General features: G+C 58.8%; 16 protein-coding genes. 15 read left to right on the top strand and 1 reads right to left on the bottom strand.

Annotated features, from left to right (window positions below; translation table 11 throughout):
* Positions 1–30 precede the first annotated feature (30 nt).
* The 4 genes from ACESLM_RS16570 to rhaS are packed head-to-tail and all read left to right on the top strand — an operon-like array spanning position 31 to position 4700.
* Positions 31–1566, top strand: coding sequence for a sugar ABC transporter ATP-binding protein (locus tag ACESLM_RS16570; protein WP_372632692.1), 1536 nt, complete (start codon positions 31–33; stop codon positions 1564–1566).
* A complete protein-coding gene (locus tag ACESLM_RS16565; protein ID WP_372632691.1) occupies positions 1563–2603 on the top strand; it encodes an ABC transporter permease in 1041 nt (346 codons plus the stop codon). The genes ACESLM_RS16570 and ACESLM_RS16565 overlap by 4 nt, the downstream gene beginning before the upstream one ends.
* 3 nt (positions 2604–2606) lie before the next feature.
* Complete coding sequence (locus ACESLM_RS16560; protein ID WP_372632690.1) at positions 2607–3596, top strand: ABC transporter permease; 990 nt, start codon at positions 2607–2609, stop codon at positions 3594–3596.
* A 39-nt stretch (positions 3597–3635) separates the two neighbouring features.
* Positions 3636–4700, top strand: coding sequence for a rhamnose ABC transporter substrate-binding protein (rhaS, locus tag ACESLM_RS16555; RefSeq protein WP_372632689.1), 1065 nt, complete (start codon positions 3636–3638; stop codon positions 4698–4700).
* Between the two features lie 96 nt (positions 4701–4796).
* Here rhaS and ACESLM_RS16550 read toward each other — a convergent pair whose 3' ends face one another.
* Positions 4797–5645 (bottom strand): lipoate--protein ligase family protein, encoded by an 849-nt coding sequence (locus ACESLM_RS16550; RefSeq protein WP_372632688.1) that lies wholly within the window; start codon positions 5643–5645, stop codon positions 4797–4799.
* 224 nt (positions 5646–5869) lie between these two features.
* On the opposite strand from ACESLM_RS16550, the gene ACESLM_RS16545 reads away from it, so the two are divergent.
* From ACESLM_RS16545 to ACESLM_RS16495, 11 genes are all read left to right on the top strand, one after another.
* Entirely contained in the window at positions 5870–7693 is a 1824-nt protein-coding gene (locus ACESLM_RS16545; RefSeq protein ID WP_372632687.1) for a sensor histidine kinase, read from the top strand.
* Positions 7686–9194, top strand: coding sequence for a response regulator (locus ACESLM_RS16540; RefSeq protein WP_372632686.1), 1509 nt, complete (start codon positions 7686–7688; stop codon positions 9192–9194). Before ACESLM_RS16545 ends, ACESLM_RS16540 begins: the two co-directional genes overlap by 8 nt.
* Positions 9195–9626: 432 nt before the next feature.
* The gene (locus ACESLM_RS16535) at positions 9627–11114 is read left to right on the top strand and encodes an ABC transporter substrate-binding protein (RefSeq protein ID WP_372632685.1); all 1488 of its coding nucleotides are present in this window, start codon (positions 9627–9629) and stop codon (positions 11112–11114) included.
* 88 nt (positions 11115–11202) lie between these two features.
* A complete protein-coding gene (locus tag ACESLM_RS16530; protein ID WP_372632684.1) occupies positions 11203–12138 on the top strand; it encodes an ABC transporter permease in 936 nt (311 codons plus the stop codon).
* Between the two features lie 24 nt (positions 12139–12162).
* Positions 12163–13077, top strand: a complete 915-nt coding sequence (locus tag ACESLM_RS16525; RefSeq protein WP_372632683.1) for a carbohydrate ABC transporter permease — start codon at positions 12163–12165, stop codon at positions 13075–13077.
* A gap of 45 nt (positions 13078–13122) precedes the next feature.
* The gene (locus tag ACESLM_RS16520) at positions 13123–14448 is read left to right on the top strand and encodes a glycoside hydrolase family 125 protein (RefSeq protein ID WP_372632682.1); all 1326 of its coding nucleotides are present in this window, start codon (positions 13123–13125) and stop codon (positions 14446–14448) included.
* Entirely contained in the window at positions 14441–17551 is a 3111-nt protein-coding gene (locus ACESLM_RS16515) for a beta-galactosidase (RefSeq protein ID WP_372632681.1), read from the top strand. Before ACESLM_RS16520 ends, ACESLM_RS16515 begins: the two co-directional genes overlap by 8 nt.
* 19 nt (positions 17552–17570) lie before the next feature.
* Positions 17571–20342, top strand: coding sequence for an alpha-mannosidase (locus ACESLM_RS16510; RefSeq protein ID WP_372632680.1), 2772 nt, complete (start codon positions 17571–17573; stop codon positions 20340–20342).
* Between the two features lie 738 nt (positions 20343–21080).
* Positions 21081–21812, top strand: a complete 732-nt coding sequence (locus tag ACESLM_RS16505; protein WP_372632679.1) for a ZIP family metal transporter — start codon at positions 21081–21083, stop codon at positions 21810–21812.
* A gap of 19 nt (positions 21813–21831) precedes the next feature.
* A complete protein-coding gene (locus tag ACESLM_RS16500) occupies positions 21832–22449 on the top strand; it encodes a hypothetical protein (protein WP_372632678.1) in 618 nt (205 codons plus the stop codon).
* Between the two features lie 119 nt (positions 22450–22568).
* The gene (locus ACESLM_RS16495) at positions 22569–23594 is read left to right on the top strand and encodes an Rpn family recombination-promoting nuclease/putative transposase (protein ID WP_372632677.1); all 1026 of its coding nucleotides are present in this window, start codon (positions 22569–22571) and stop codon (positions 23592–23594) included.
* Positions 23595–23618 lie beyond the last annotated feature (24 nt).

The raw sequence follows: 23618 nt of genomic DNA, 5'->3' as shown, positions 1-23618 counted from the left end.
GCACCAAGAGAGAGAAGGAGGGGAAGGGAGATGGCAGAGGCGGAATACGTCCTGGAGCTGCGAGGCATCACGAAGATTTTTCCCGGTGTCAAAGCGCTGGACGACGTCTACTTCAAGCTGAAGCCCGGCGAGATTCACGCCTTGATGGGCGAGAACGGAGCGGGCAAATCCACCTTCATCAAAGTGATTACCGGAGTTCACGCCCCCGAGGAAGGCGATATGTTCCTGAACGGACGGAAGGTGTCGTTCAAGCATCCGACGGACGCGCAGAAAGCCGGCATCGCGGCGATCTACCAACACGTAACGAACTATCCCGACTTGAGCGTGACCGAGAACATTTTCATGGGTCACGAGAAAATACAGAAAGGCACGCGGCGCATTCGCTGGAAGGAAATGCACGAGGAAGCGGGGCGTCTGCTGAAGAAGCTGGGCGCGGGCTTCAGCCCGAAAACGCTGATGGGCGCGCTGAGCGTAGCCGAACAGCAAATCGTGGAAATCGCGAAAGCGCTCTCCGTCAACGCCAAAATCATCATTATGGACGAGCCGACGGCGGCGTTGACGAAAAACGAGAGCGAAGAGCTGTATCGCATTACGGAACGTCTGCGGGATAACGGCGCGTCGATCATTTTTATTTCCCACCGGTTCGAGGACATGTACCGCCTGGCCAGCAAAGTGACGGTGTTCCGCGATTCGAAGTATATCGGCACGTGGGACGTCGACGAAATTTCCAACCCCGATCTGATCGTGGCCATGGTCGGCCGGGAAATTTCACAACTGTATCCCAAGGCGGAGGCGAAGATCGGCGAAGAGCTCCTTCGTCTCGAAGGGCTGGGCAAAACGGGCTATTTCGCGGACGTCTCCTTCTCCTTGAGAATAGGGGAAATTCTCGGACTCACGGGTCTCGTCGGCGCGGGCCGCACAGAAGTGTGCGAGACGCTGTTCGGCGTATCGAAGCACGACAAGGGAACAATCGTGTTCAAGGGCAAGGAGCTTAAAGTCAAAAGTCCTAAGGAAGCGATGAAGGTCGGCATCGGCTATTTGCCGGAGGATCGGCAGAAGCAGGGACTCGTGCTGCAGTGGGGCATCGGCCGCAACATTACGCTTCCCGCGTTGAAGAGATTTTCGAATAAAGGAATGCTGAACAACCGCAAGGAGCTGGATCTGGCCAAGCAGCTGGCGGAGAAGGTCGGCGTCAAGGCGAAGAGCGTATTCACGCTGGCCAGCGCCCTCTCGGGAGGCAATCAGCAGAAGGTCGTGTTCGCCAAGCTGCTCACCGGTGACTTGGACGTGCTCATTCTCGACGAACCGACCAAAGGGGTGGACGTCGGTGCGAAGTCGGCGATCTACGAGATGATCAGCGATCTGGCGAACGCCGGGTACGGCATCATCCTGGTGTCGTCGGAAATGCCGGAGATCATCGGCATGTGCGACAGGGTCGCGGTCATGCGCGAAGGGCGGATTACGGCGATTCTCGATCGCGAGGGCTTAACGCAAGAGGCCATTCTGGCCGCTTCGATGGATGACTCGGCGCCCGCGACAGACGGCAAAAGGGGGGCTGGAGCATGAAACAGGCGGCAACGAATTCCGCGGCTCTGCAAGGAGCGGGACACGACAAGAACGGATCGCTAAGCGCGAACATCGCGAAGTTCCGGGAGCTGGGACTGCTGCTCTTCATCGTGATCCTGTCCGTCGGCGTGCAGCTGCGCAACCCGAGCTTCCTCACTTGGGAAAATATTAGCGACATCGCCACCAACACGGCGATTCTGAGCATTCTGGCGGTCGGGATGATGCTCGTCATCCTTACGCGGGGAATCGACCTGTCCATAGGCGCGACGCTGGCGCTCTCGGGGATGGTGTCGGCGCTTACGGTAAGCCAGTATCCGGACCTGCATCCGCTGCTCGCGGTAGGCGTCGGCGTCGGAGTAGGGCTCGTATGCGGAGTCGTCATCGGCTTCCTGGTGTCGTGGATCCACATTCTTCCGATCATCGCCACGCTCGGCATGATGAATGTCTTCCGCGGGTTGACGTTCGAGACGAGCGGGGGCAAGTGGGTCAGCGCCCACCAGATGCCGGAAAGCTTCAAGGCCATCGCGACAGGATCGGTATTCGGAATCAACAATCTGATTCTGATCGCGATCGCCATCTATATCGTCGCTTATTATTTCGTTAGCCATACCCGTACCGGAAGAAGGGTATACGCCATCGGCAGCAATCCGGAGTCCGCGGAAATCAGCGGCATCCGGACGGAACGGATTTTATGGCTGGTCTATTCGATCATGGGCGGCCTGTCCGGGTTGGCGGGCGTGCTCTGGGTATCCAAGTTCGCCTCGGCGCAAGGGGATACGGCGTCGGGCTACGAGCTGAGCGTCATCGCCGCTTGCGTGCTCGGCGGGGTCAGCATCGCCGGAGGCGTCGGCAAGCTGTCCGGGGTCATTCTGGGCGCCGTGCTGCTCGGCATTTTGAACAACGCGCTGCCGATGATCAACGTTTCTCCGTTCTGGCAGAACTTCATTCAAGGCTCGATCATCCTCATTGCCGTGCTGGTCAACGCTCTAGTCAAGCGGGGAATCGACCGCAATAACTTGATGAGGAGGAAGATATAAGCCATGGAACAACGTCTGATCGCCAACAAGAAAGAATTTACGCTTAAGGGCTTCTTCCTCCAATGGGAGTGGCTGCTCGTTCTCCTCCTCATCGGCGTGTTCGTCATGAACTCGAATTTGTCGGAGTACTTTCTGGACTCCGCCAATCTGAGAGACGCGACGATGGGATTCCTGGACAAGGCGTTCATCGTGCTCCCGATGGTGTTCATCATCCTGCTCGGGGACATCGATATTTCCGTCGCCTCGATTGTCGCCCTGTCGTCCGTCATTATGGCGGATCTGTACAATCACGGCATACCGATGGAATTGGCCGTCGTCATCTGTCTGGCCGTCGGCACGATCTGCGGCTGGGTTAACGGGCTGCTGATCGTCAAGTACAAGGAGCTGTCCGCCGTTATCGTCACGCTGGCGACGATGATCATCTATCGCGGGATTGCTTATATTCTGCTCGAGGATCAGGCGTCGGGCAAGTTCCCGAGCTGGTTCAAGTTTCTCGGCTGGGGCTACGTCGGAGGCATTCCTTTTATCTTGATCGCTTTCGTTTTCTTCGCGGTCGTGTTCTGGATTCTGCTGCATAAGACGACGTTTGGAAGAATGGTTTACGCGATGGGCAACAACGCGACGGCCGCCAGATTTTCCGGCATTCAAGTCGACAAGATCAAAGTCATCGTCTTCACGCTGGCCGGCCTGATGTCGGCGATCGCCGCGCTATTCCTGACTTCGCGGATGGGCAGCACCCGTCCGAACATCGCGATGGGGTACGAGCTGGAGGTTATTGCGATGGTCGTTCTCGGCGGCGTAAGCACCGCGGGCGGCAAAGGCCGCATGATCGGCGCGATTCTGGCCGTGTTCCTGATCGGATTCCTGCGGTACGGTCTCGGCCTCGTCAACGTCTCCGCGCAGATGCTGCTGATCATCATGGGCGTGCTGCTGATCGTCTCCGTGGCGATTCCGCAGCTGAAGCAGCGCTTCGCTTACGCCCGCAGGAAATAAACGGGCGAATCAAATGAAAAGAAAAGGGAGGAAAAGAAATTGAAAAAGTTTTTAGGCATTTTCCTTACTGCGGTAATGCTGGTGGCGGTACTGTCCGCGTGCGGCGGCAAAAATGACGGCAACTCGGGCGGCCAAGCTTCCGGAAGTCCGGCGGCGAGCGGCGATACGGGCGCCAAGAAGAAGTTCGCGATCGTATTCAAAAACGCGGGCAACCCTTACGGCGAGAAAGAGATGGAAGGGTACAAAAACGCGATCGAGGAACTGGGCTACGAAGTCATTCTGAAAGCTCCGGACCAACCGACCGCCGAGGCGCAAATCACGATGATCGACGAGCTGATCTCGCAAAAGGTGAACGCTCTCGCTATCGTGGGCAACGACCCGGACGCACTGCAGCCGGCGCTGGAAAAGGCGATGAACGCCGGCATCAAGGTACTGTCGCTCGACTCCGCGGTTAACGCGCAAAGCCGTATGCTGCACATCAACCAAGCGGATCCGGAGCGTATCGGCCGCACGCTCGTGCAAGGCGTCGTCGAGATGATCGGCGGCTCCGGCGAAATCGCCATTCTGAGCGCGACTTCCCAAGCGACGAACCAAAACCTGTGGATCGAATGGATGAAAGAAGAGCTGGAGGACCCGAAATACGCCGACGTGAAATTGGTCAAAGTCGCTTACGGCGACGACCTGCGCGACAAGAGCGTATCCGAGACGGAAGCGCTGCTGAAATCGTATCCGAATCTGAAAGGCATCATTTCTCCGACAACGGTCGGCATCGCAGCCGCGGGCAAAGTGTTGACCGACAAAGGCCTCAAAGGCAAAGTGCAATTGACCGGTCTCGGCTTGCCGAGCGAGATGGCCGAATATATCGAAAGCGGCGTCTGCCAATGGATGTACCTGTGGAATCCGCTTGACGTAGGTTATCTGTCCGGCTATGCCGCGGACGCTCTCGTGAGCGGCACGATCACCGGCGCCGTAGGCGACAAGTTTACGGCCGGCAAGCTCGGCGAGAAGGAAGTGATCGCGGACGGCGAAGGTACGCAAGTGATGCTGGGCGACCCGTTCAAATTCGACGCATCCAACATCGCGGAATGGAAAGACGTTTACTAATCCCGGGTAGATAGAGAAAGGGAGCCGTCTCGAAAGGTCTGTTCAAGATCTGGAGAGACGGCTTCTTTGCCGAAGGAGGAGCGATCCTCGCCAAAGTTAGCCCAGCAACGGGTATCTCTCACGCAGTTTTCGGCTCATGCCCGCGATGGCTTCAGCGTCGAGTTGCTGCAAGGGGAAGCGCTGAAGCGGGGCCGGGGCGGCTGGCTGAGCCAGCTCCTCCAGCGCGCGGACGATCGCCGCGGAGAACTCTTCCGCAGAGGCGGGGCCGGACGGCGCCCGCTCGGTCAAGCTGGCCATCGTGTCCGGGCGAACCTCAGGGTACGCGTCCGGCTTGGCGCCGACCGCAGCTTCGTCGTAGAACGCCTTGACGAGCTCCGCTCGCTCGGCCCCCGAGCCTTCGACGAGGACGAAGGCTTGAATGATCATCGCCTTCAGCTGCCTGCGCTGCGCGATGCCGCAAAACTTCAGCCCGTCCACGCTCAGATCGTAGTCTCCGGGGCAATAAGAGCCTGCGATCTCGCCTTTGGCGATAGAAATACCATAGAAGGACAGCACTCTGCCGATCGTCAGAAACATTTTCTCGAAGTCGGCCGCATAATTCTGCGTTCGGCTTCCGTCTATCGGCAGCACGAGCGAGACGTTCGCAACGCCGGCGTCGAGCGGAACCGCCGCTCCCCCGGAATGGCGGACGAGCACGGAGTAACCCGCGCTCCGAAGCCGGCGGGCCGCATCGGACGCGCCGGGCAGCCGGCCGTCTCTCGCCCCGATCACGAAAGCGCGCGGATGCCGCCAGAGATGGCAGACCGGCCCCCTGCCGCTCCCGACCTCTCTGCCGAGCAGCTCGTCGATCGCGAAGGAATACGCGATGTCCTGTCCGTGCGCAAGCTCCCCCGTCCGGTCCAGAATCCTCATTCCGTTCGTCCACGCATATTCGTTTTCACTCATTCGGTCCACTCTCCCGCAGGCTTCTATCGCTCAAGCATACCCGATACTTTCGCTCGGTCACAACTGTTTGGGCCTTTCCTCGACCTCAGCCTTATGTGGCGTTCACCCAGCCTCAGCCTCTCGCAGCTTTCTCAGCCGCGTCAACCTCGCGGGGAGGTTGGGTTTATTGCGCCGTTTCTGTTATCATGAATCGCATATCGACCATGCGCGAGGGAAGAACTAGGATGAAACTCGGGAAGCTGTACCGCAACTATTTCCGCAACAATCTGTTCGTTAAGGTGATCCTCGTGTTCGCGCTGATCGTCAACGCCACGATCATCACCTTTTCTTATTTGCTGTACCGGCTTATGTCCGCATCGGTCGTCGAGGGCGAGCTGAACAACCAGAAGCAGGCGATGGACCGGGTCAACCGATATATCGAGCAGAAATACGATTGGCTGCAGGATACGGTGTCGGAGCTGTACCGCAACGGCGTGCTGGCGAGCAATGCGTCCTATTTTCTGAAGCATTCCTACAACGATTACGTGCAATACATGCTGGATCAGAATTACGAAGGCGGCGGTTCGACGGACGTCTTGAATTACTTGGCCGGACGGATCGAGTCGGATTCGGATATCCAGAACGTCATCCTGTACAGCTCGCGAAAGCAGACGATGTACGTCTACGATTCCAAAGGAACGAAGCGGCTGTACGACGTGAACGCGACCCGATCCTACGTGCCGGAGATCATGGCTGCGGAAGGACCGGCCGCATCCGTGCCCAACGTCTGGATCCGCAAGACGATCAACCAATGGAACCCGCAGCTGTACGGAATGAGAATGCGCCTGAACGACAAAAATTCTCTCGAAAGCATCGGACAGCTGCTCGTCTATTTCGACGCGGGCATGGCCGGCAGAGCGCTGGAGGAGAATCGCGCCCCGCTCAAAGGCACGATCCTCGTCCTCACGCCGGACGGGCAGGTGATGATGGATACGTCAAACCGCTACTATGGCGCTCCCTTCCCCTACATGGAGCAAATCCAGTCTTTGAACGACGTTGAGACGCTGGGCGAGCCGTCTTATATTTCCTCGCTGACGCAAAACAAAGCGGGCTACATCGTCGTCGGCATCGCGCCGGTCGATGAAATCGCCGAGGCTTACGCCGGACTCAGAAGGACGATCGTTCTCATTGCCGCGATCTGCATCGTCGTCGCCGTCGTCATTCCGTCGCTCGTCATCGTCAGCATCTCCAGAAGGACGAACCAGATCGTCCTGTTCATGAAGAAGGTCGAGGGAGGCAACCTGACCGCGCGCCTCCAGGACCCGCGCGAGGACGAGCTCGGGCAAATCTCGCACCGCTTTAACGAGATGCTGGACGAGCTGAACCGTCGAATCGATCGGGAGTACAAGGCGGAAATCCGCTTGAAGCAGACGGAGCTGTCCGCGCTGCAGGCGAGAATCAAGCCTCACTTCCTGTACAACACGCTGGAGGTTATCCGGATGCGGGCGGTGTCGAGGGGAGCCGAGGACGTCGCGGAGATGATCTACAGCCTGGCCGCGTTGTTCCGCAATTCGGTCAGCGCCAATCCGGAATGCACGCTGCGCGAGGAACTGGAAATGTGTCGCCTTTACCTGGAGCTGTTCCGCATCCGATATAAAGATAAGTTCGCGTATTCGATCGAATGCGAGCCGGAGCTGGCGGGCATCGTCGTCTTTAAGCTGCTGCTGCAGCCGCTCGTGGAAAACTATATCGTGCACGGGCTGGACCCGGAACGCAAGGACAACGTGCTGGACATTCGGGCGTTCAGGGACGGCGGGCTGATCGTCGCGCGGCTGCGCGACAACGGCAAGGGAGTCGAGCCGGACCATTTGCAGCGCATTATAAGCGAGTTGGGTACATCGGAGGCCCCGGAAGGAAAATCGTTCGGTTTGCGCAGCGTCAACGACCGGCTAAAGCTGACGTACGGGCCGTCCTACGGAATAAGCATCGAGAGCAAGCCGGGCGAGGGCACGACGGTGACGGCGGTCTGGCCGGCGGAGAAGGAAGGGGAGGAAGCGGACGATGTATAACGTATTGCTCGTCGACGACGAGCCGTTTATTACGGAAGGGCTGATCGACGCGGTCGATTGGTCGGCGTTCGGCCTGGAAGTCGTCGGCAGCGCGGACAACGGCAAGCGGGCGCTGGAGCTGCTGCGCCAAGTGCCGGTCGACGTTCTGATCACCGACATTTCGATGCCGGTCATGGACGGCCTCGCGCTGATCCGGCAGGCTCGTGAACGGATTCCCGCACTGAAGGTCATCATTCTGAGCGGCTACAATGAATTCGATTACTTAAAGGAAGGCATGCGTCTCGGCATCGAAAATTACTTGCTCAAACCGGTCAACTTCGAAGAGCTGCGCTCGACCTTGGGCGCGACGGCCGACAAGCTGAACGCCGCGCGGCCGGAACGGGCTTTCGGCGAAGACGAGATCGGCATCTTGCGCGACAACGTCATGAAGCGGTGGCTGACCGGGCGCATCGGTCCCGCCGAGCTGGCGGAGAGGCTGGCGCTGCTCGGCATCGGGGCGATGAAGCCGTATTCGGCGGCAGCGATCATCCGTTTCTCCGGGGACGAGGGAAAAGCCTACGAGGAGACGGCGAGAGTGCTGGCCGGCGAGGAAGACGTCGTCTTATTCCGGGATACGGAAGGTGACGACGCGATCGCCGCGTTCGGCATGGACGATCCCGAGCTGGGCAGGAAGCTGGCGGAGAAGAAGCTGCTCGCGCTCGCCGAAGCCGGGGAAGGACGCATTCGCATCGCGCTCGGCGGGGCGAAGCCGACCGCGGCGGCGGGAGAGAGCTACGAGCAAGCCCGGCGCGCGCTGCAGCTGTTCCTGATCGCGCCCGACCGCCGGTACATCGATTGCGACGCGCTGCCTTCGGCCTCCGCGATCTCGCTTCCCGAAGGCGTGCTGGAATGGGACGCCTTTGCCAGAGATTTCGTCGCCAAGGACAAGCCTGAGCTGCTGCGCCGGATCGGCGCCGACTTCGCGGTCATTCGCGCCACCGCCGATCCGATGCGCGCCAAGGGAGCCGCCGTCGAGCTGATCATCCGCATGAAGCTGGAGACGGACAAGCTGAACCGGCCCGACGCGGCCGAAGCGTACCGGAGCGCCCTCGATCTGGCCGTCGGAGCGGAGTCGCCGGGCGAGCTGGAGGAAGCGGTGACGGCCGCGGCGACGTACTCCGTCGATTCGTTCGCCGGGGAGGACATGAGCCCGGTCGTCAAGCAGGTGCTGCGGCACATTCAGGAGCATTACGCCGAGCCGATGACGCTTAAGTCGCTCGGGCAGATGTACCATATCCATCCGAACTACCTTGGTCAGCTGTTCCACAAGCAGACGGGGGAGACGTTCGCGGATTACATCAACAAGTACCGTATCGGCAAAGCGAAGGAGCTGCTGCTGGAAAGCCCGCTGAAGGTGAACGAGATCGCCCGCCAGGTCGGCTACTGGGAGATCGGTTATTTCTACAAGCAGTTCAAGAAGCACGTCGGCATCGTTCCCAGCGAGTACAAAGGACTTCTATAAGATGAATTCGAACCAAATGACGGGACTGTTCCATAAGAAGTCAAGGAGCAACAATTAGAATATCGATGAACAGGAACGGGGTATGTATCTCCTTACGCTACAATGCACCCCAGAAAGTGACGAGAAGCTTCGCAGCTTATTCCGATTACTTTCCGGGGACCCCGAAGCACGGTCATGAAATTAGGAATTGTTTAACCCGTGACAGGGTAATTTCATGACCGTATGAGGCAGGCGCTTCGCTCTCCAGGAGATACATACCCCTATTTCTATCTCGATATTATTCTGTGCCTGACTTATAGGACAGCCCCGTCGTTTATTTAGTTTGTCCATGGAATCTTTGGTTTCTCGTATTTTTGAAAATGGTTTCATCCTTTAATATTCAAGATGTAGTTGCAACATACTTATGCAGACAGATAAGGGAGGCCATACAACATGAGCAGCACCCGTAAGAAATTAACGTTCGGTCTGACGTCGATTCTGGCCGCTTCGCTCGTCCTCGGAGCTTGCGGTAACAACAAAGCTTCCGACGACTCCGCCGCTTCCGGCAACGGTGACAAAGGCGAGACGGTCGAGCTGAGCTGGTACACGATCGGCACGCCGCAGAAAGACGTCGACAAGGTCATGGAAGAAGTCAGCAAGTACACGAAAGAGAAGATCGGCGCGACGGTCAAAATGACGATGATCGACTGGGGCGACTACAACCAGAAGATGCAGGTTCTGACCGCTTCCGGGGCTTCGATGGATATGATGTTCACCGCTTCGTGGGCTTTCGATTACGTGCAGAACGCGCGCAAGGGCGCATTCGCTCCGATCGACGAGCTGCTGGACCAATACGGCAAGGGCATTAAGGAAACGCTGGACCCGGCGTTCCTGGAAGGCTCCAAGGTCGACGGCAAAAACTACGGCGTTCCGGCCAACAAGGAGCTTCCGGCTCAAGAGGTATGGCGCTTTAACAAGAACATCCTCGACGAGAACAACCTGAGCTTCGAAGGCGTCCGTACGCTGGAAAGCCTGGAGCCGCTGCTGAAGACGGTCAAGGAAAACAACCCGGACGTCATCCCGTTCCAGGTGGACAAAAACTTCATGCCTTACTTGCCCTACGACTACTTGATCGAGAAATTCCCGCTGGCCGTCAAGCTGGACGACACGGAATACAAAGTCGTGAACGTATTCGAGACGCCGGAGATGAAGCAGGCGCTCGCGACGATGCACAAATACTACAAAGCGGGCTTCGTTCCGACCGAAGCGGCGACGCTGGAATCTTCGAGCGACGTGCAGGCGACGGGCCTCTGGTTCGCCGACAAGGCGACGACGCAGCCGTTCGCGGACAACGTCTGGTCGACGAGCTACGGCTATCCGATCATCTCCACGCCGCAGAGCGACGCGCTCGTGTACAACCTGTCCGTTATGGGTTCGATGCAGGCGATCTCGGCCAACTCCAAGCATAAGGAGAAGGCAATGGAGTTCCTGAACCTGCTGAACACCGATCCGGTATTGCGCAACATGGTCGACTCCGGCATCGAAGGCACGCACTACAAGAAAGTCGACGACACGCACATGGAAAACCTGCCCGAGTCGAAAAACTATGACATGCCGACGTTCTCTCTCGGCAACGTGATGCTGACGTACCTGAACCCGGGCGACCCGGACAACAAGTGGGAAGAGTTCAAGAGCTACAACGACGCGGGCCAACCGGCCATCCTGCTCGGCTTTAACTTCGATCCGTCGAAGGTGTCGACCGAGATCGCGGCCGTGCAGAACGCGAAGGAAGCGTTCTGGGCTCCGCTGATGACGGGTACGGTCGATCCGGAATCGTACGTGCCGAAAGCGATCGAGAAGCTGCAAGCGGCCGGTCTGGACAAGATCATGGCCGAAGCGCAAAGCCAGCTCGACGCCTGGAAAGCCGCCAACAACAAGTAAAAATCAATAGCGCGGGCGAATGATCGGCATTCGCCCGCTTTTCACGATTAGGCATATCTTGCATTCTACAGCGCAAGGGGGATTGTTCATGAAAGCCTTAGGGCGCCATCTGAAAGATATTAACCGCAACAAGGCCATGCTGCTGATGGTTCTTCCCGCCAGCCTATGGTTCATCTGCTTTTCTTATTTGCCTATGCTCGGAACGATCATTTCGTTTAAGGAGTACCGTTTTAGCGGCAGCTTCCTGTCGAGCATCATCAACAGCAAGTGGGTCGGCTTCGACAACTTCAAGTTCCTGTTCCGCACCGACGACGCTTATATTATTACGCGCAATACGATTCTCTATAACGCCGTCTTCATCTTCATCGGCCTCGTGCTGGCCGTGGCGATGGCGATCGTGCTGTCCGAAATCGCAAACAAAAGACTGGCGAAATGGTACCAGACGGGGATGTTCATGCCGTACTTCCTGTCGTGGGTCATCGTCGGCTATTTCGTATATAGCTTCCTCAGCTACGACCGCGGCATGATCAACAAGATCGCCGTCGCTCTGGGGGCGGATCCGACGCAATGGTATTCCGAGCCGAAATATTGGCCGCTGATTATCGTGCTCGTCTTCCTGTGGAAATCGCTCGGCTATAACAGCGTTATCTATCTGGCCGCCATCATGGGCATCGACAAGTCGCTGTACGAGGCGGCGATGATCGACGGGGCGAACAAATGGCAGCAAATCCGCAACATTACGCTCCCGATGCTCACCCCTCTGATGACGATCCTGACGCTGCTGGCGATCGGCCGCATTTTCTACGCCGACTTCGGTTTGTTCTATCAGGTAACCCGGGATTCCGGCACGCTGTATTCGGTCACGAACGTTATCGACACTTACGTGTACCGCGGCCTGAAGACGACCGGGGAGATCGGCATGAGCACCGCGGCGGGACTGTACCAATCGTTCGTAGGCTTCGTGCTCGTCATTACTTCCAACTCTATTGTCCGCAGATTCAACAAGGACAACGCGCTCTTCTAATCTCTGCAGAAAGGAGCAACCCCCATGGCCTCTTTGGCGAAATCGCGCGACTTTCACCGGCTTTCCCCGGTCTGGAACGTCACGTTTAATCTGATCGCGGGCTTGTTCTCGCTGGCTTGCGTATTCCCGTTCCTGTTCGTCATGATCTTGTCGTTCACCGACGAGAAGACGCTGGCGCGCAACGGCTATTCCCTGTTTCCGGAGAAATGGAGCCTGGCCGCGTACGAATATATTTTCAAGGCGGGCGATCAACTGCTTCGTTCCTACGGGGTGACGATTTTCGTTACGGTCGTCGGCACGGCGCTCAGCCTGATCTTCATCTCGCTGTTCGCTTACGCCATCTCGCGCAGAAGCTTCAAATACCGGACTTATTTCGCTTTCTTCGCCTTCTTCACGATGCTGTTCAACGGGGGACTCGTCCCTACCTATATCGTGACGACCAAGATGCTCGGCTTGCAAAATTCCATCTGGGCGCTTATACTGCCGCTGACGGTTAACGCTTTCTACATTATGATCATGCGGACGTTCTTCTCCACGATGATTCCGGACGCGATTATCGAATCCGGCAAAATCGACGGCGCGGGCGAGTTCGGCATCTTCTTCCGGCTGGTCGTCCCGCTGGCGCTGCCGGGTCTGGCCACGATTGCCCTGTTCAGCACGCTGGGCTACTGGAACGACTGGTTTAACGCCTTGCTCTACATCGAGGATCCGAGCATCGTGCCTTTGCAGTCGATGCTGATGCGGATCGAGAACAGCATGCAGTTCATTTTGCAGAATACGAACAACCCGTCCCTGGGCATGGGCGTGCTGCAGTCGATGCCGCAGGATACGTCGCGGATGGCGATGGTCGTGTTGGCGACCGGACCGATCGTGCTGGCTTATCCTTTCTTCCAGCGCTACTTCATTCAAGGCTTAACCGTCGGCGCCGTGAAGGAATAACGGGGCTCCGTGCAGAAACGATAACGCTATGGAGGGATTCATACAATGGAACAATTCAGATTGCCCAAAATTTCCATGCCCAAGCTGGAGCTGCCCCGATCGGTACAGGACGCGCTGACCGAGGCGGAGAGCAAGCTGGCTCATCGCCCCAAGCTGCTGAAGCTGTTCAAGAACTGCTTCCCGAACACGCTGGAGACGACGACCAAGCTGCAGGACGACGGCACGACGTTCGTCATTACCGGGGACATCCCGGCCATGTGGCTGCGCGACTCGGTCGAGCAAGTGATCCATTACGTGCCGCTGGCCAAGGACGACGCCGACCTGCAGCGGATGATCGCCGGACTCGTCAAGCTTCATATGAAGCTGATCCAGATCGATCCTTACGCCAACGCTTTTAATGAAATGGACAACGATTGGCATTGGAACGCGGACGACGTCACGGAGATGTCGCCGTGGGTATGGGAGCGCAAGTTCGAGCTCGACTCGATCTGCTTCTCGATGCGCCTTGCTTACGCCTACTGGAAGGAGACGGGGCTGGCGGACATCTTCGACTCCGAGTTCAAGAAGGCGATGCGGGCGGCGGTCGATCTGTGGAAAAGGGAGCAGCGGCATTTCGAGCAGTCTCCTTACCGCTTTGAGCGGAATAACGGCATTGCCACCGACTCGCTCATGAACGACGGATTGGGCATGCCGGTCAACTATACGGGCATGGTCTGGTCCGGCTTCCGTCCGAGCGACGACGCGTGCGACTTCCATTACAACATACCGGACAACATGTTCCTCGTCGTGACGCTGCGGCAAATGCGGGAGATCGCCGAATTCGTGTTCCGCGACCTGTCGTTCGAGAACGAGATGGCCAAGCTGGAGCGCGAGGTCGATCACGGCATCCGCCTGTACGGCGTCTACCGGCATCCTGAATTTGGCCCGATTTACGCGTACGAGACGGACGGCTTCGGCAATTACTGTCTGATGGACGACGCCGGAACGCCGGGGCTGATCTCGATTCCTTATCTGGGATACGTGTCGGAGGACGATCCGATCTACGAAAATACGCGGCGTTTCGCCCTGAGCAAGGAAAACCCGTTCTACTACGAGGGCAAGGTGGCCAAAGGCATCGGAAGCCCGCACACGCCGCCGGATTACATCTGGCATATGGCGCTGTCGATGCAGGGGCTGACGGCGAAGTCGGCCGAGGAGAAGCTGGAGATGATCGCCCTGCTGGAAGCGACGGACGCGGACACGGGCTTCATGCACGAAGGCTTCCATGCGGACGATCCGGGCACGTTCACGAGAAAATGGTTCGCTTGGTCGAACAGCTTGTTCTCCCAGTTGGTCTACAAGTCGATGAAGGCGGGATTGCTGGATGGCTAAAACGATCCTATTTTACGATCCTTCGTTTCCGGGCGCCGCGGCGCTCGGGAACGAGGCGATGGAGAGGCTGCGGGCGATCGGTACGGTAGCCGACGCGGCCGGTTTGGCAGCGGCGCTTAAGGAGGCGGACGGGGGAAGCTTCGTGACGCTTCACGCCCCTTATTTTCCGGCGGACGCCTGGGAGCAGACGCTGGCTTTCCTGAAACGGGGAGGCGGACTGGTCAGCGCGGGCGGAGCGCCGTTTCGCAGGCCGGTGCGTTCGGTCGAAGGCCGATGGCATGTCGAACCCGAGCAAACCGCCTATCATCGGCAGCTTCGCATTCACGAGATGCTGCCGGTCCAATCGAAGCCTGTCGCGAAGCTGGAAGCGGCGGGCGATCTTCCGTTGTTCAGGGGCAGCGAGGCGCTGCTTGACGTCGCGGATACGTGGAACCTCGTGCCGCACGTGACGAAGTCGAGCGACCTGCCGCACCAGATGGGCTCCGCCGGTCCGATGGACGCGGTTATTCACGCCCTCGTGAAGGGCATCTCGTCCGAAGGGCGGGAGGTTGCCGCTCCGGTCGTGCTGTGGGAGAACATGCGGGGCGAATTCGGCGGCGGGCGCTGGCTGTTCGTCAACCAGCCGCTAGGGCGCGGGTTCGCCGAGTCCGGCGGCTTCGAGGCGCTGGCTCGCTGGGCTTCGTTCTGCGCGGCGGGCGTGACCGAGCTGTGGGTCAAGCCGAGCTACGCCTCCTACGAGCCGCATGAGCGGCCGCTGCTGACGCTTCAGGCGCAGAAGCTAGGACGCGGCGGATCATCGGCTCGCGAGTGGACGTTCTCGCTGCGGGTCGTCCAGGAGAAGGACGGGGCCGCCGTATTCGAGCATCGGCTTGCGGCCAAGGTCGGAGAAGAGATTCGGTTCGAGCGCATTCCGGCGCCGATCGATCTGGAAGGCGGCTACTACGCGGTGGCGTGCGAGGCCGAGGCTTCGGACGGCGAGAAGCGCATCTTGCGTCAAGGCTTCTGGGCCGTCGACGCAGAGCTGCTGAAGTCGGGCAGTCCGATCGGCGTCGGCAGGGATTATTTCGAGAAGGACGGACAGCCGCTGCCGATCGTCGGCATGACGTACATGACGTCGGACGTCGCGCGCAAGTTCCTGTTCCTGCCGAACGTCGCGGTCTGGGACAAGGATATGGCGCAGATGCGCAAGGCCGGCATCAACTGGATTCGCACGGGCATCTGGACCGCATACCGCAACGTAATGCAGGTGGACGGCCACGCTTCGGAGGAAGTGCTGCGCTCCATCGACGCCTTCTTCCAGACGGCGAAGAAGCATGACTTGCAGGTGACGTTTACGTTTTTCTCGTTCACCCCGGAGACGTGGGAAGGCAAGAATCCGTATCTCGACCCTCGCAGCGTGGAGGCGCAGAAGCGCTTCATTCGCTCGATCGTCAGCCGCCATCGGGAGACGACGAACGTCGATTGGGATTTGATCAACGAGCCGTCGATGTTCGATCCCGAGCGGATTTTCTCTGACGGACCCCGGTCTTGCCGGGACGAGTTCGAGCGGCAGGCTTACGCGGAGTGGCTGGCCGAGCGGCACGGCACGGTCGAGGCGCTGCGCGAGCGCTGGGGCATGACCCCTGGCGAGCTGTCCGACTTTGCCTCGGCAGCCGTTCCCGAAGCGCGCGACATCAACTTCGACGTTCAGGATATGCATTCGGGAAAAAGAGGGACGCGCTGGCTGGATTACGTTCTGTTTTCGATGGAAATGCACAATCGTTGGGCCAAGGAGCTGTACGGCGCGATCAAGGACGTCTGCCCGGACCAGCTCGTCACGGTCGGTCAGGACGAAGCGCTTGGGGCTCAGCGGCCTTCTCCGTTCTTCTATCAGGAAGCGGCGGACTACACGACGGTGCATAGCTGGTGGCTGAACGACCATCTGCTGTGGGACGGCATTTTTGCCAAGACGGCTGATAAGCCGAATGTGGTCCAAGAAACGGGCATCATGTATGTGGAGACGCCGGAAGGCTTCGCCAAGCGGAGCGAGGAGGAACTGCGCGCCATGCTGGAGCGCAAGTACGCCTACGCGTTCTCGACGGGCGGAGCGGGCGCGATCCAATGGATTTGGAACACCAACTTCTATATGGACAACGCCAACGAATCTCACATCGGCGCATTGCGCGCCGACGGCACGGAGAAGCCGGAGGCGGACGTGTCGTATCGTTTCGGCAGCTTTATGGAAGAGATTAAGGGCCTGTTCCGGGACCGCGAACTGGAAGACGTCGCCGTCGTGTTCCCGTATTCCAACGACTTCTCGAACCGCAAGCTGGCCTTCGACGCCACGACGCGGCTGACGCGGGTGCTCGGCTACGAGCTGAACGTGCCGTTCCGAGGCGTGTCGGAATACCATCTGCACGAGCTGGAGGCGGCCCCGGCCAAATTGGTCATCGTGCCGTCCGCGCATAACATCGACGACAAGGCGTTCGCGGAACTGCTCGATTACGTTGGACGCACGGGGGCGACTTTGCTGTTCACGGGACCGTTGGGAATCGACGCGTACTGGCGCTCGGCGGAAAGGCTGGCCGACGCGTTCGGACAGCGGAAGCTGAGCAACGTCGTTCGCGAGGAGCGGCTGGTTATCGGCGGCGCGTCCTATCCGGTGTCTTACGGCAATCGGAGGATCGCCCAAGTATTCAAGGAGATTGCCGTTGAGGGCAGCGGCTCGGGTTCGGCGGGCGATGCAGTCGTCGAAGCGGCTTACGGCCAAGGGCGCGTCATCTGGTGTCCGCTGCCGGTGGAGCTGAACGACCGGGTCGAACCGATCTCGGCGCTGTATGCCCATGCGCTGAAGGCGTCCGGGTACGAAGCGGAGCTGGAGTGGCTGGAAGGCGATCTGCCCGGCGTGTACGGGCGGCAGTTGAAGTTCCGGGACGGCTCGCTGTACGTGTTCGTGTCGGAGTATGCCTTCGACACGTCCGTTCGGGTAAAGGACCCGCTGAAGGGTACGACTTACGGCTTCGAGCTGGAACGGGAAAGAGCGGTGCTGTTCGCGACGGACGGGGAAGGACGCATCGTATCCGTCTACCGGCCGGAGGAAGTGCGGATAACCGCAAATGCATAAACGGTGAGGAGCTTGCGGCATGACAGACAAGGCGAATAGACGAACGGCTCATATCATCTCGCATACCCACTGGGATCGCGAGTGGTACTTGCCTTACGAGAAGCATCACGTCCGGTTGATCGAGCTGATGGATACGCTGATGGACACGCTGGAGCGCGAGCCGGAGTATCGCAGCTTTTTCCTCGACGGGCAGACGATCATTCTGGAAGATTACTTGCAAGTGCGGCCTGACCGCAGGGAGCGGCTGGAGAAGCTGATTCATGAAGGCCGCATCCATATCGGGCCGTGGTACATTCTTCAGGACGCGTTCCTGACGAGCGGCGAAGCCAACGTTCGCAATCTGCAGATCGGCCATCAAGACGCCGGACGTTATGGGACGATCTCCAAGGTCGGCTATTTCCCGGATACGTTCGGCAACATTGGGCAGGCTCCGCAATTGATGCGGCAGGCGGACATCGGCAACGCCGTGTTCGGCCGGGGCGTCAAGCCGACCGGGTTCAACAATACGGTCGCCGATTCCGACTACGAATCGTCCTTCTCCGAGCTGATCTGGGAAGGGCCGGACGGTTCGCGCGTGCTTGGCATCCTGTTCGCCAACTGGTACAGCAACGGCAACGAGGTGCCGGCCGATCCGGAGGAGGCGCGGGCTTACTGGGAGCGCAAGCTGGCGGACGCGGGCAAGTATGCGTCCACCGGGGAACTGCTGTTCATGAACGGCTGCGACCACCAGCCGATCCAGACCGACTTGCCGGAGGCGATTCGCGTCGCGCGCGAGCTGCATCCGGACACGGATTTCGTGCATTCCAATTTCGCTGATTACTTGGCATCGGTCGAGGGAGCGCTGAAGTCGGAGCTGTCGGTCGTCCGGGGCGAGCTGCGCAGCCAGCGCACGGACGGCTGGTCCACGCTGGTTAACACGGCTTCGGCAAGAGTTTATTTGAAGCAGATGAACGAGCGCGGACAGACGCTGCTGGAGAAGGTAGCGGAGCCGCTGGCGGCCTACGCTTCCACGGCGGCCGGCTTGGCTTACCCGCATCATCTGTTCACGTACGCCTGGAAGACGCTCATGCAGAACCACCCGCACGACAGCATTTGCGGCTGCAGCGTGGATGAGGTGCACCGCGAGATGGTGACCCGCTTCGACAAGAGCCGGCACGTCGCCGAGACGATCGTGGACGCGAGCGTGAAGGCGCTGGCGGAGGCGATCGATACTTCGCCGTTCGCCGAGTACGGAGACGATGCGGTGCCGTTCGTCGTATTCAATACGACGGGTTGGGAGCGCGCCGGCACGGTGGAAGTGGAGCTGGATGCGGCGCGCATCTACTTCCGCGAAGGCGTCGCCATGGACGAGATGATCCGTCGGATGAATGAGGTGGACGTGACAGGACGCGTCGTCGTAGACGCGGAAGGTCGTGTCGCCGCGCATACGCTGGAGGATCTCGGCCTGCAATTCGGCTACGATCTGCCGAACGACAAGTTCCGCCAGCCTTACTGGGCGCGCCGGGTGAAGCTTGTGCTGCAAGCCGACCGCGTGCCTGCGCTGGGGCATAAGGCGTATGCCTGGGTGAAGGGCTCTGAAGGTGTTGAGGTCGGCGGATCTTCCGGAGTCTCGGCTGAAGCTTCGCTGGTGTCCGGAGACCGCGTGCTGGAGAACGAGCATCTGCGCATCGAGATTGCGGACGACGGCTCGCTCTCGGTGACGGACAAGGCGTCCGGGGGCGTCTATCGCGACCTGCTCGTCTACGAGGATACGGGCGACATCGGCAATGAGTATATGTACAAGCAGCCGGACGGAGAGCAGCCGTTGACAACCAAGGGGCTGGAAGCGGAAATTACGGTGCTGGAGAATACGCCGTACCGGGCTTCGATCGAGATCGTCCATTACTGGGCGGTGCCGGCTTCGGCGGACGAGCTGTTCGAGAAGGAGAAGCGGGAGGCGGTGTACTACCCCGAGCGCAAGGCTCAGCGGGTGGAGCATACCGTGCCCCTCACGATCCGCACCATGGTTAGCCTGGAGCGGGACGGCAGAGGCGTCGGCATTCGCGCTACGTTCGATAATCAGGCCAAGGACCACCGCGTTCGCGCGCTGTTCCCGACCGATCTGATCGCGGACTCTCACCGCGCGGACGCGATCTTCGAAGCGGCGGTGCGCGCCAACGAGCCGTCCGCCGAATGGGAAAATCCGAGCAACGCCCAGCATCAGCAAGCGTTCATCGATGTCGGCGACGGCTCTCGGGGGCTTACGGTCGCCAATCGCGGATTGAACGAATACGAGGTGCTGCGCGACGGCCGCAATACGATCGCCGTGACGCTGCTGCGCTCGGTGTCCGAGCTCGGCGACTGGGGCGTTTTCCCGACACCGGAGGCGCAGTGCCTGGGAGAGCATAGCGTGGAGCTGATGATCATTCCGCATGCCGGAGACGGAGCGGCTTCCGGAGCGTTCGCGCTGGCGTACCAGTTCCCGGTACCGTGGACGGTCGCCCAGACCGGCGTGCACGACGGCAAGCTGGCCGCGATCGACGCGCCGCTGCACTGGGAGGGCGAAGGCATCGCCTTCTCCTCGATGAAGCTCGCGGAGGACAGCGGCGATCTGATGCTGCGCTGGTACAACCTGCAGCCGGCGGAAGGCGAGCTGAGCGTTTACGCGACGAGCGACTTCACCCGCCTCTACAAGAGCGATGTGCTCGAACGCGCCGGCGAAGACGTCACGCCTTCCGATCGCGACGAACCGCTGAAGGTCCGCCTCGGCAAGTGCGAGATTTACACGCTGGGCGTAGCCGTAACCGAATAGGTCGCATCAACAGCAAGGGCTGTCCCTTCCGGTCTTCGGAGGGGCGGCCCTTTCCTGCGCGCGCCGATTATAATCACTCCCCCTTTCAGAAAATTTCTTTCGTTCTCAGCCTCTTTTGCCGGTATCCCGTCCAATCAGGTTGGTCGTACACCTCCTGCGAGATTGGCAATGGCCTATCCTCCATTTGTTTTTATCCCGACAGCTCAGAAATCGGTTCTGTTCGGAAAGGAGCAGATCATCCAAGTTTAAGGGCTTGCGGTCGTGATGAGGCTCGAGTTAGCCTGCCAGACCGGGAACGAATGCTAGACTTCGTGAGTTCTGGAAAGGTGGTTGTGGAAGAATGGATGCAATCCGCGAGCAACTGGACGTGATCCCAACTGACTCAAAGGGATAGCGGCAAAAGGGGCGAAAAGCGAAAGGACAGGTGCGGCCTGAACTGACCGGAAGGGATAGCGGCAAAAAGGTGCGAAAAGGCGGTAAGAGAGCGAGAAATGGAATGAAGGGGATATCGGTAAAAAGGATGAAAGATGGGGGGATGTTGGGGGGACTGACGGAAGGGGATAGCGACATAAGGCGTGGAAAGTGGAGCGGGAAGAAGCAGACGGACTGACGGAAAGGGAAAGTGTGAAAGGGGGGAGGAGGCGAGAGAGCTGCATTGTTCGCGATTGCAATGGCGGGCGATTCAATTTAGAATCAACTCAGACACTCACGTTATCGGCACGAAGGGAGCACTCGGATTTGGAGTCCGCTTTACTCGGAAGTTTTATTTCGGCTATGGCCACCGTGCTCGGAGCCGCGCCCATCTTTTTTATCCGCAGGCTGTCCGAAAAGTGGAAGGACGTGCTGGTCGCCTTCACGGCGGGCATCATGGTGTCGGCCTCGACGTTCGGCCTGATGCCGCAGGCGATCAAGGAATCGGGGATACTGGGCTTGACGCTCGGTCTGCTGGTCGGAGTCGTCGCGCTCGATCTGATCGAGAAGAACATTCCTCATATCGACGTGGAGAATGACAGCCGGGTCAGTTCGTTCGATTCGAAGTCGCTGCTCGTCATTATCGCGCTGTTCATTCACAATATTCCCGAGGGTCTGAGCACCGGCTTCAGCTATGCGAGCCAGAATCAAGGGCTGGGACCGATGGTGGCGATCTCGATCGGGGCCCAGAATATGCCGGAAGGGCTTATTCTCGCCGTTTTCCTGATCAACTCGAAGGTGAGCAGGCTGCGGTCGTTCGCCATCGTTTTCTTGACCGGGCTAATGGAAGCCGCCTCGGCGGTCGTCGGCTACTTCACGGCAAGCGGAATCGCCGGCATGATCGGCTACGGACTGGCTTTCGCCGCGGGGGCGATGCTGTTCATCTCCTATAAGGAGCTCATACCGGAAAGCCACGGGCACGGATACGAACGGTCCTCTACTTATTCTTTTATCCTGGGATTGTTGATCATGCTTTATATTAGCCAATGGTTCGGATAAAGGAGGCGCGTCGGCGAAAATGAAGCTGTACGGCATGCGGCTGAATCCCGCGTTCGAGGGCCGCTTCGAGCGATTTCTGGAAGACAACTACATCAGTATCGGTTACACGGGTCTCGGGGACTTGGAGGGAGCGGGCAAGGACGAGATCGAGGATAGATTGATCGGTCTGGGCAGGTATGTCGGGCACGGGCTTCGGACGGCTTCCGAGGAAGTCCATCTGTTCGCGAACGGAGTGCAGGACGGCGATTTCATTCTGTTCGCGGACGGGGATACGGTCATGCTGGGCGATGTCGGGGATTATTTTTACGTGGAGTCGTCGGACGTTCCAGAGGACGGAGCTTGTCACCGCCGCGGCGTCACTTGGCTGCACCGGATCGCGCGTTCGGAGCTGAACGGTCTCGTGCAGGACATGCTGGACGCTCCGGGCGCGATCCAATCTTTTCCTTACCCTTTTCAACTGGCGCAATTGGACCGCTGGCTCTCTCCGCAGGGCGTTCAGCCGTCTGCCGCCGATCGGTCAAAGGTCGACGACGAGACGATCGCCGAGGCGCTGGCGGTGCTGAAGCTGGCGCTTCGCAGCGACGACCCGGACAGGCGGGAGCGCGCCGCTGCCGCGATTTTGCGTTACGCGAAGTGAAACGTGGAGCGGGATGATGGAACGCTTGGAACATGATATAATATCCTTATACGCCGATGCGGAAGCACCGATGGAGCGTGGCATTTTGTGCCGACTAACCATACGGGAGAGTGGATGTATTGGCTGTCGTTCGTTTGAAACCGAAAAACGATTTTATATTCCGCCATCTGTTCGGAAAGCAAGCGTCTGAGGAAAGCTTGAAGGCGCTGCTTAACGCGATTCTTCGGCCGGACGGGACGGATCCGATCGCGTCGCTCAAAATCGCGGGGAACCTGGAGCTGGGCAGCGATACGCTGGCAGGCAAAAACGGTCGCCTCGATATTCTGGCCGAGCTGTCCGGCGGAGAATTGATCAACATCGAAATGCAAATGATTGATCGCGGCAATATGGTGAAGCGCACCTTGTTTTACTTGTCGAAGCTGTTCGCCTCCGCGCTCACTGCAGGCAATCCTTACGAAAGTCTGAGGAAGACGATCACGATTAACCTCCTTAACTTCAACCTTTTCCCATACGATAGATTTCATAGTACGTACCACTTCTACGAGGACCACGAGGAACGCGCGCTGCTGACCGACGCGCTCGAAGTTCACTTCATCGAGTTTCCCAAGTTCGAGCGAATGGAGAAAGATACAAGCATCGCCTTGCACAGGTGGCTGATGTTCATGGACGAGAAGCTGCCTGAAGAACAATTGAAGGAGCTGATGGACATGGATCCGATCATTGCCAAAACGGAAGAGAAGCTGGAAGAGCTGAGCTTGGACGAACGCTTTAAGGAGTTTCTCGATGACAAGGAGAGGTATTTGCGGGATTGGGTATATTCGGTGGACGTAACTGCGAAAAAAGCTGCTGAAAAACTTGTGGAAAAGGCTGTGGAAAAGGCTGTGGAAAAGGCTGTGGAAAAGGCTGCGGAAGAGGCCCGTAAAAAAGCTCTTGTCGATGGCCGAGCAGAGGGCATAGCCGCAGGAAAAGCTGCAGGAAAAGCTGAAGGAAAAGCTGAAGGCAGGGCTGAAGGAAAATCCGAAGGAATAACAGAAGGCAAAATCGAAATGGCGCTAAAGATGCTGGCCAAAGGAATGGAGATCGAATTGATCGCCGAAATCAGCGGGATGAGCGAGGAGCAAATCCGGCTGCTGCGGGACAAGTAAGACAAAAGCAAGGGCCTCGAATCC

The sequence above is a fragment of the Cohnella sp. genome (assembly GCF_041641335.1).
Lineage (GTDB): Bacteria > Bacillota > Bacilli > Paenibacillales > Paenibacillaceae > Cohnella.
The sequence above is the reverse complement of the archived record's forward strand: the minus strand, read 5'-3'. Positions and strand labels throughout refer to the sequence as shown.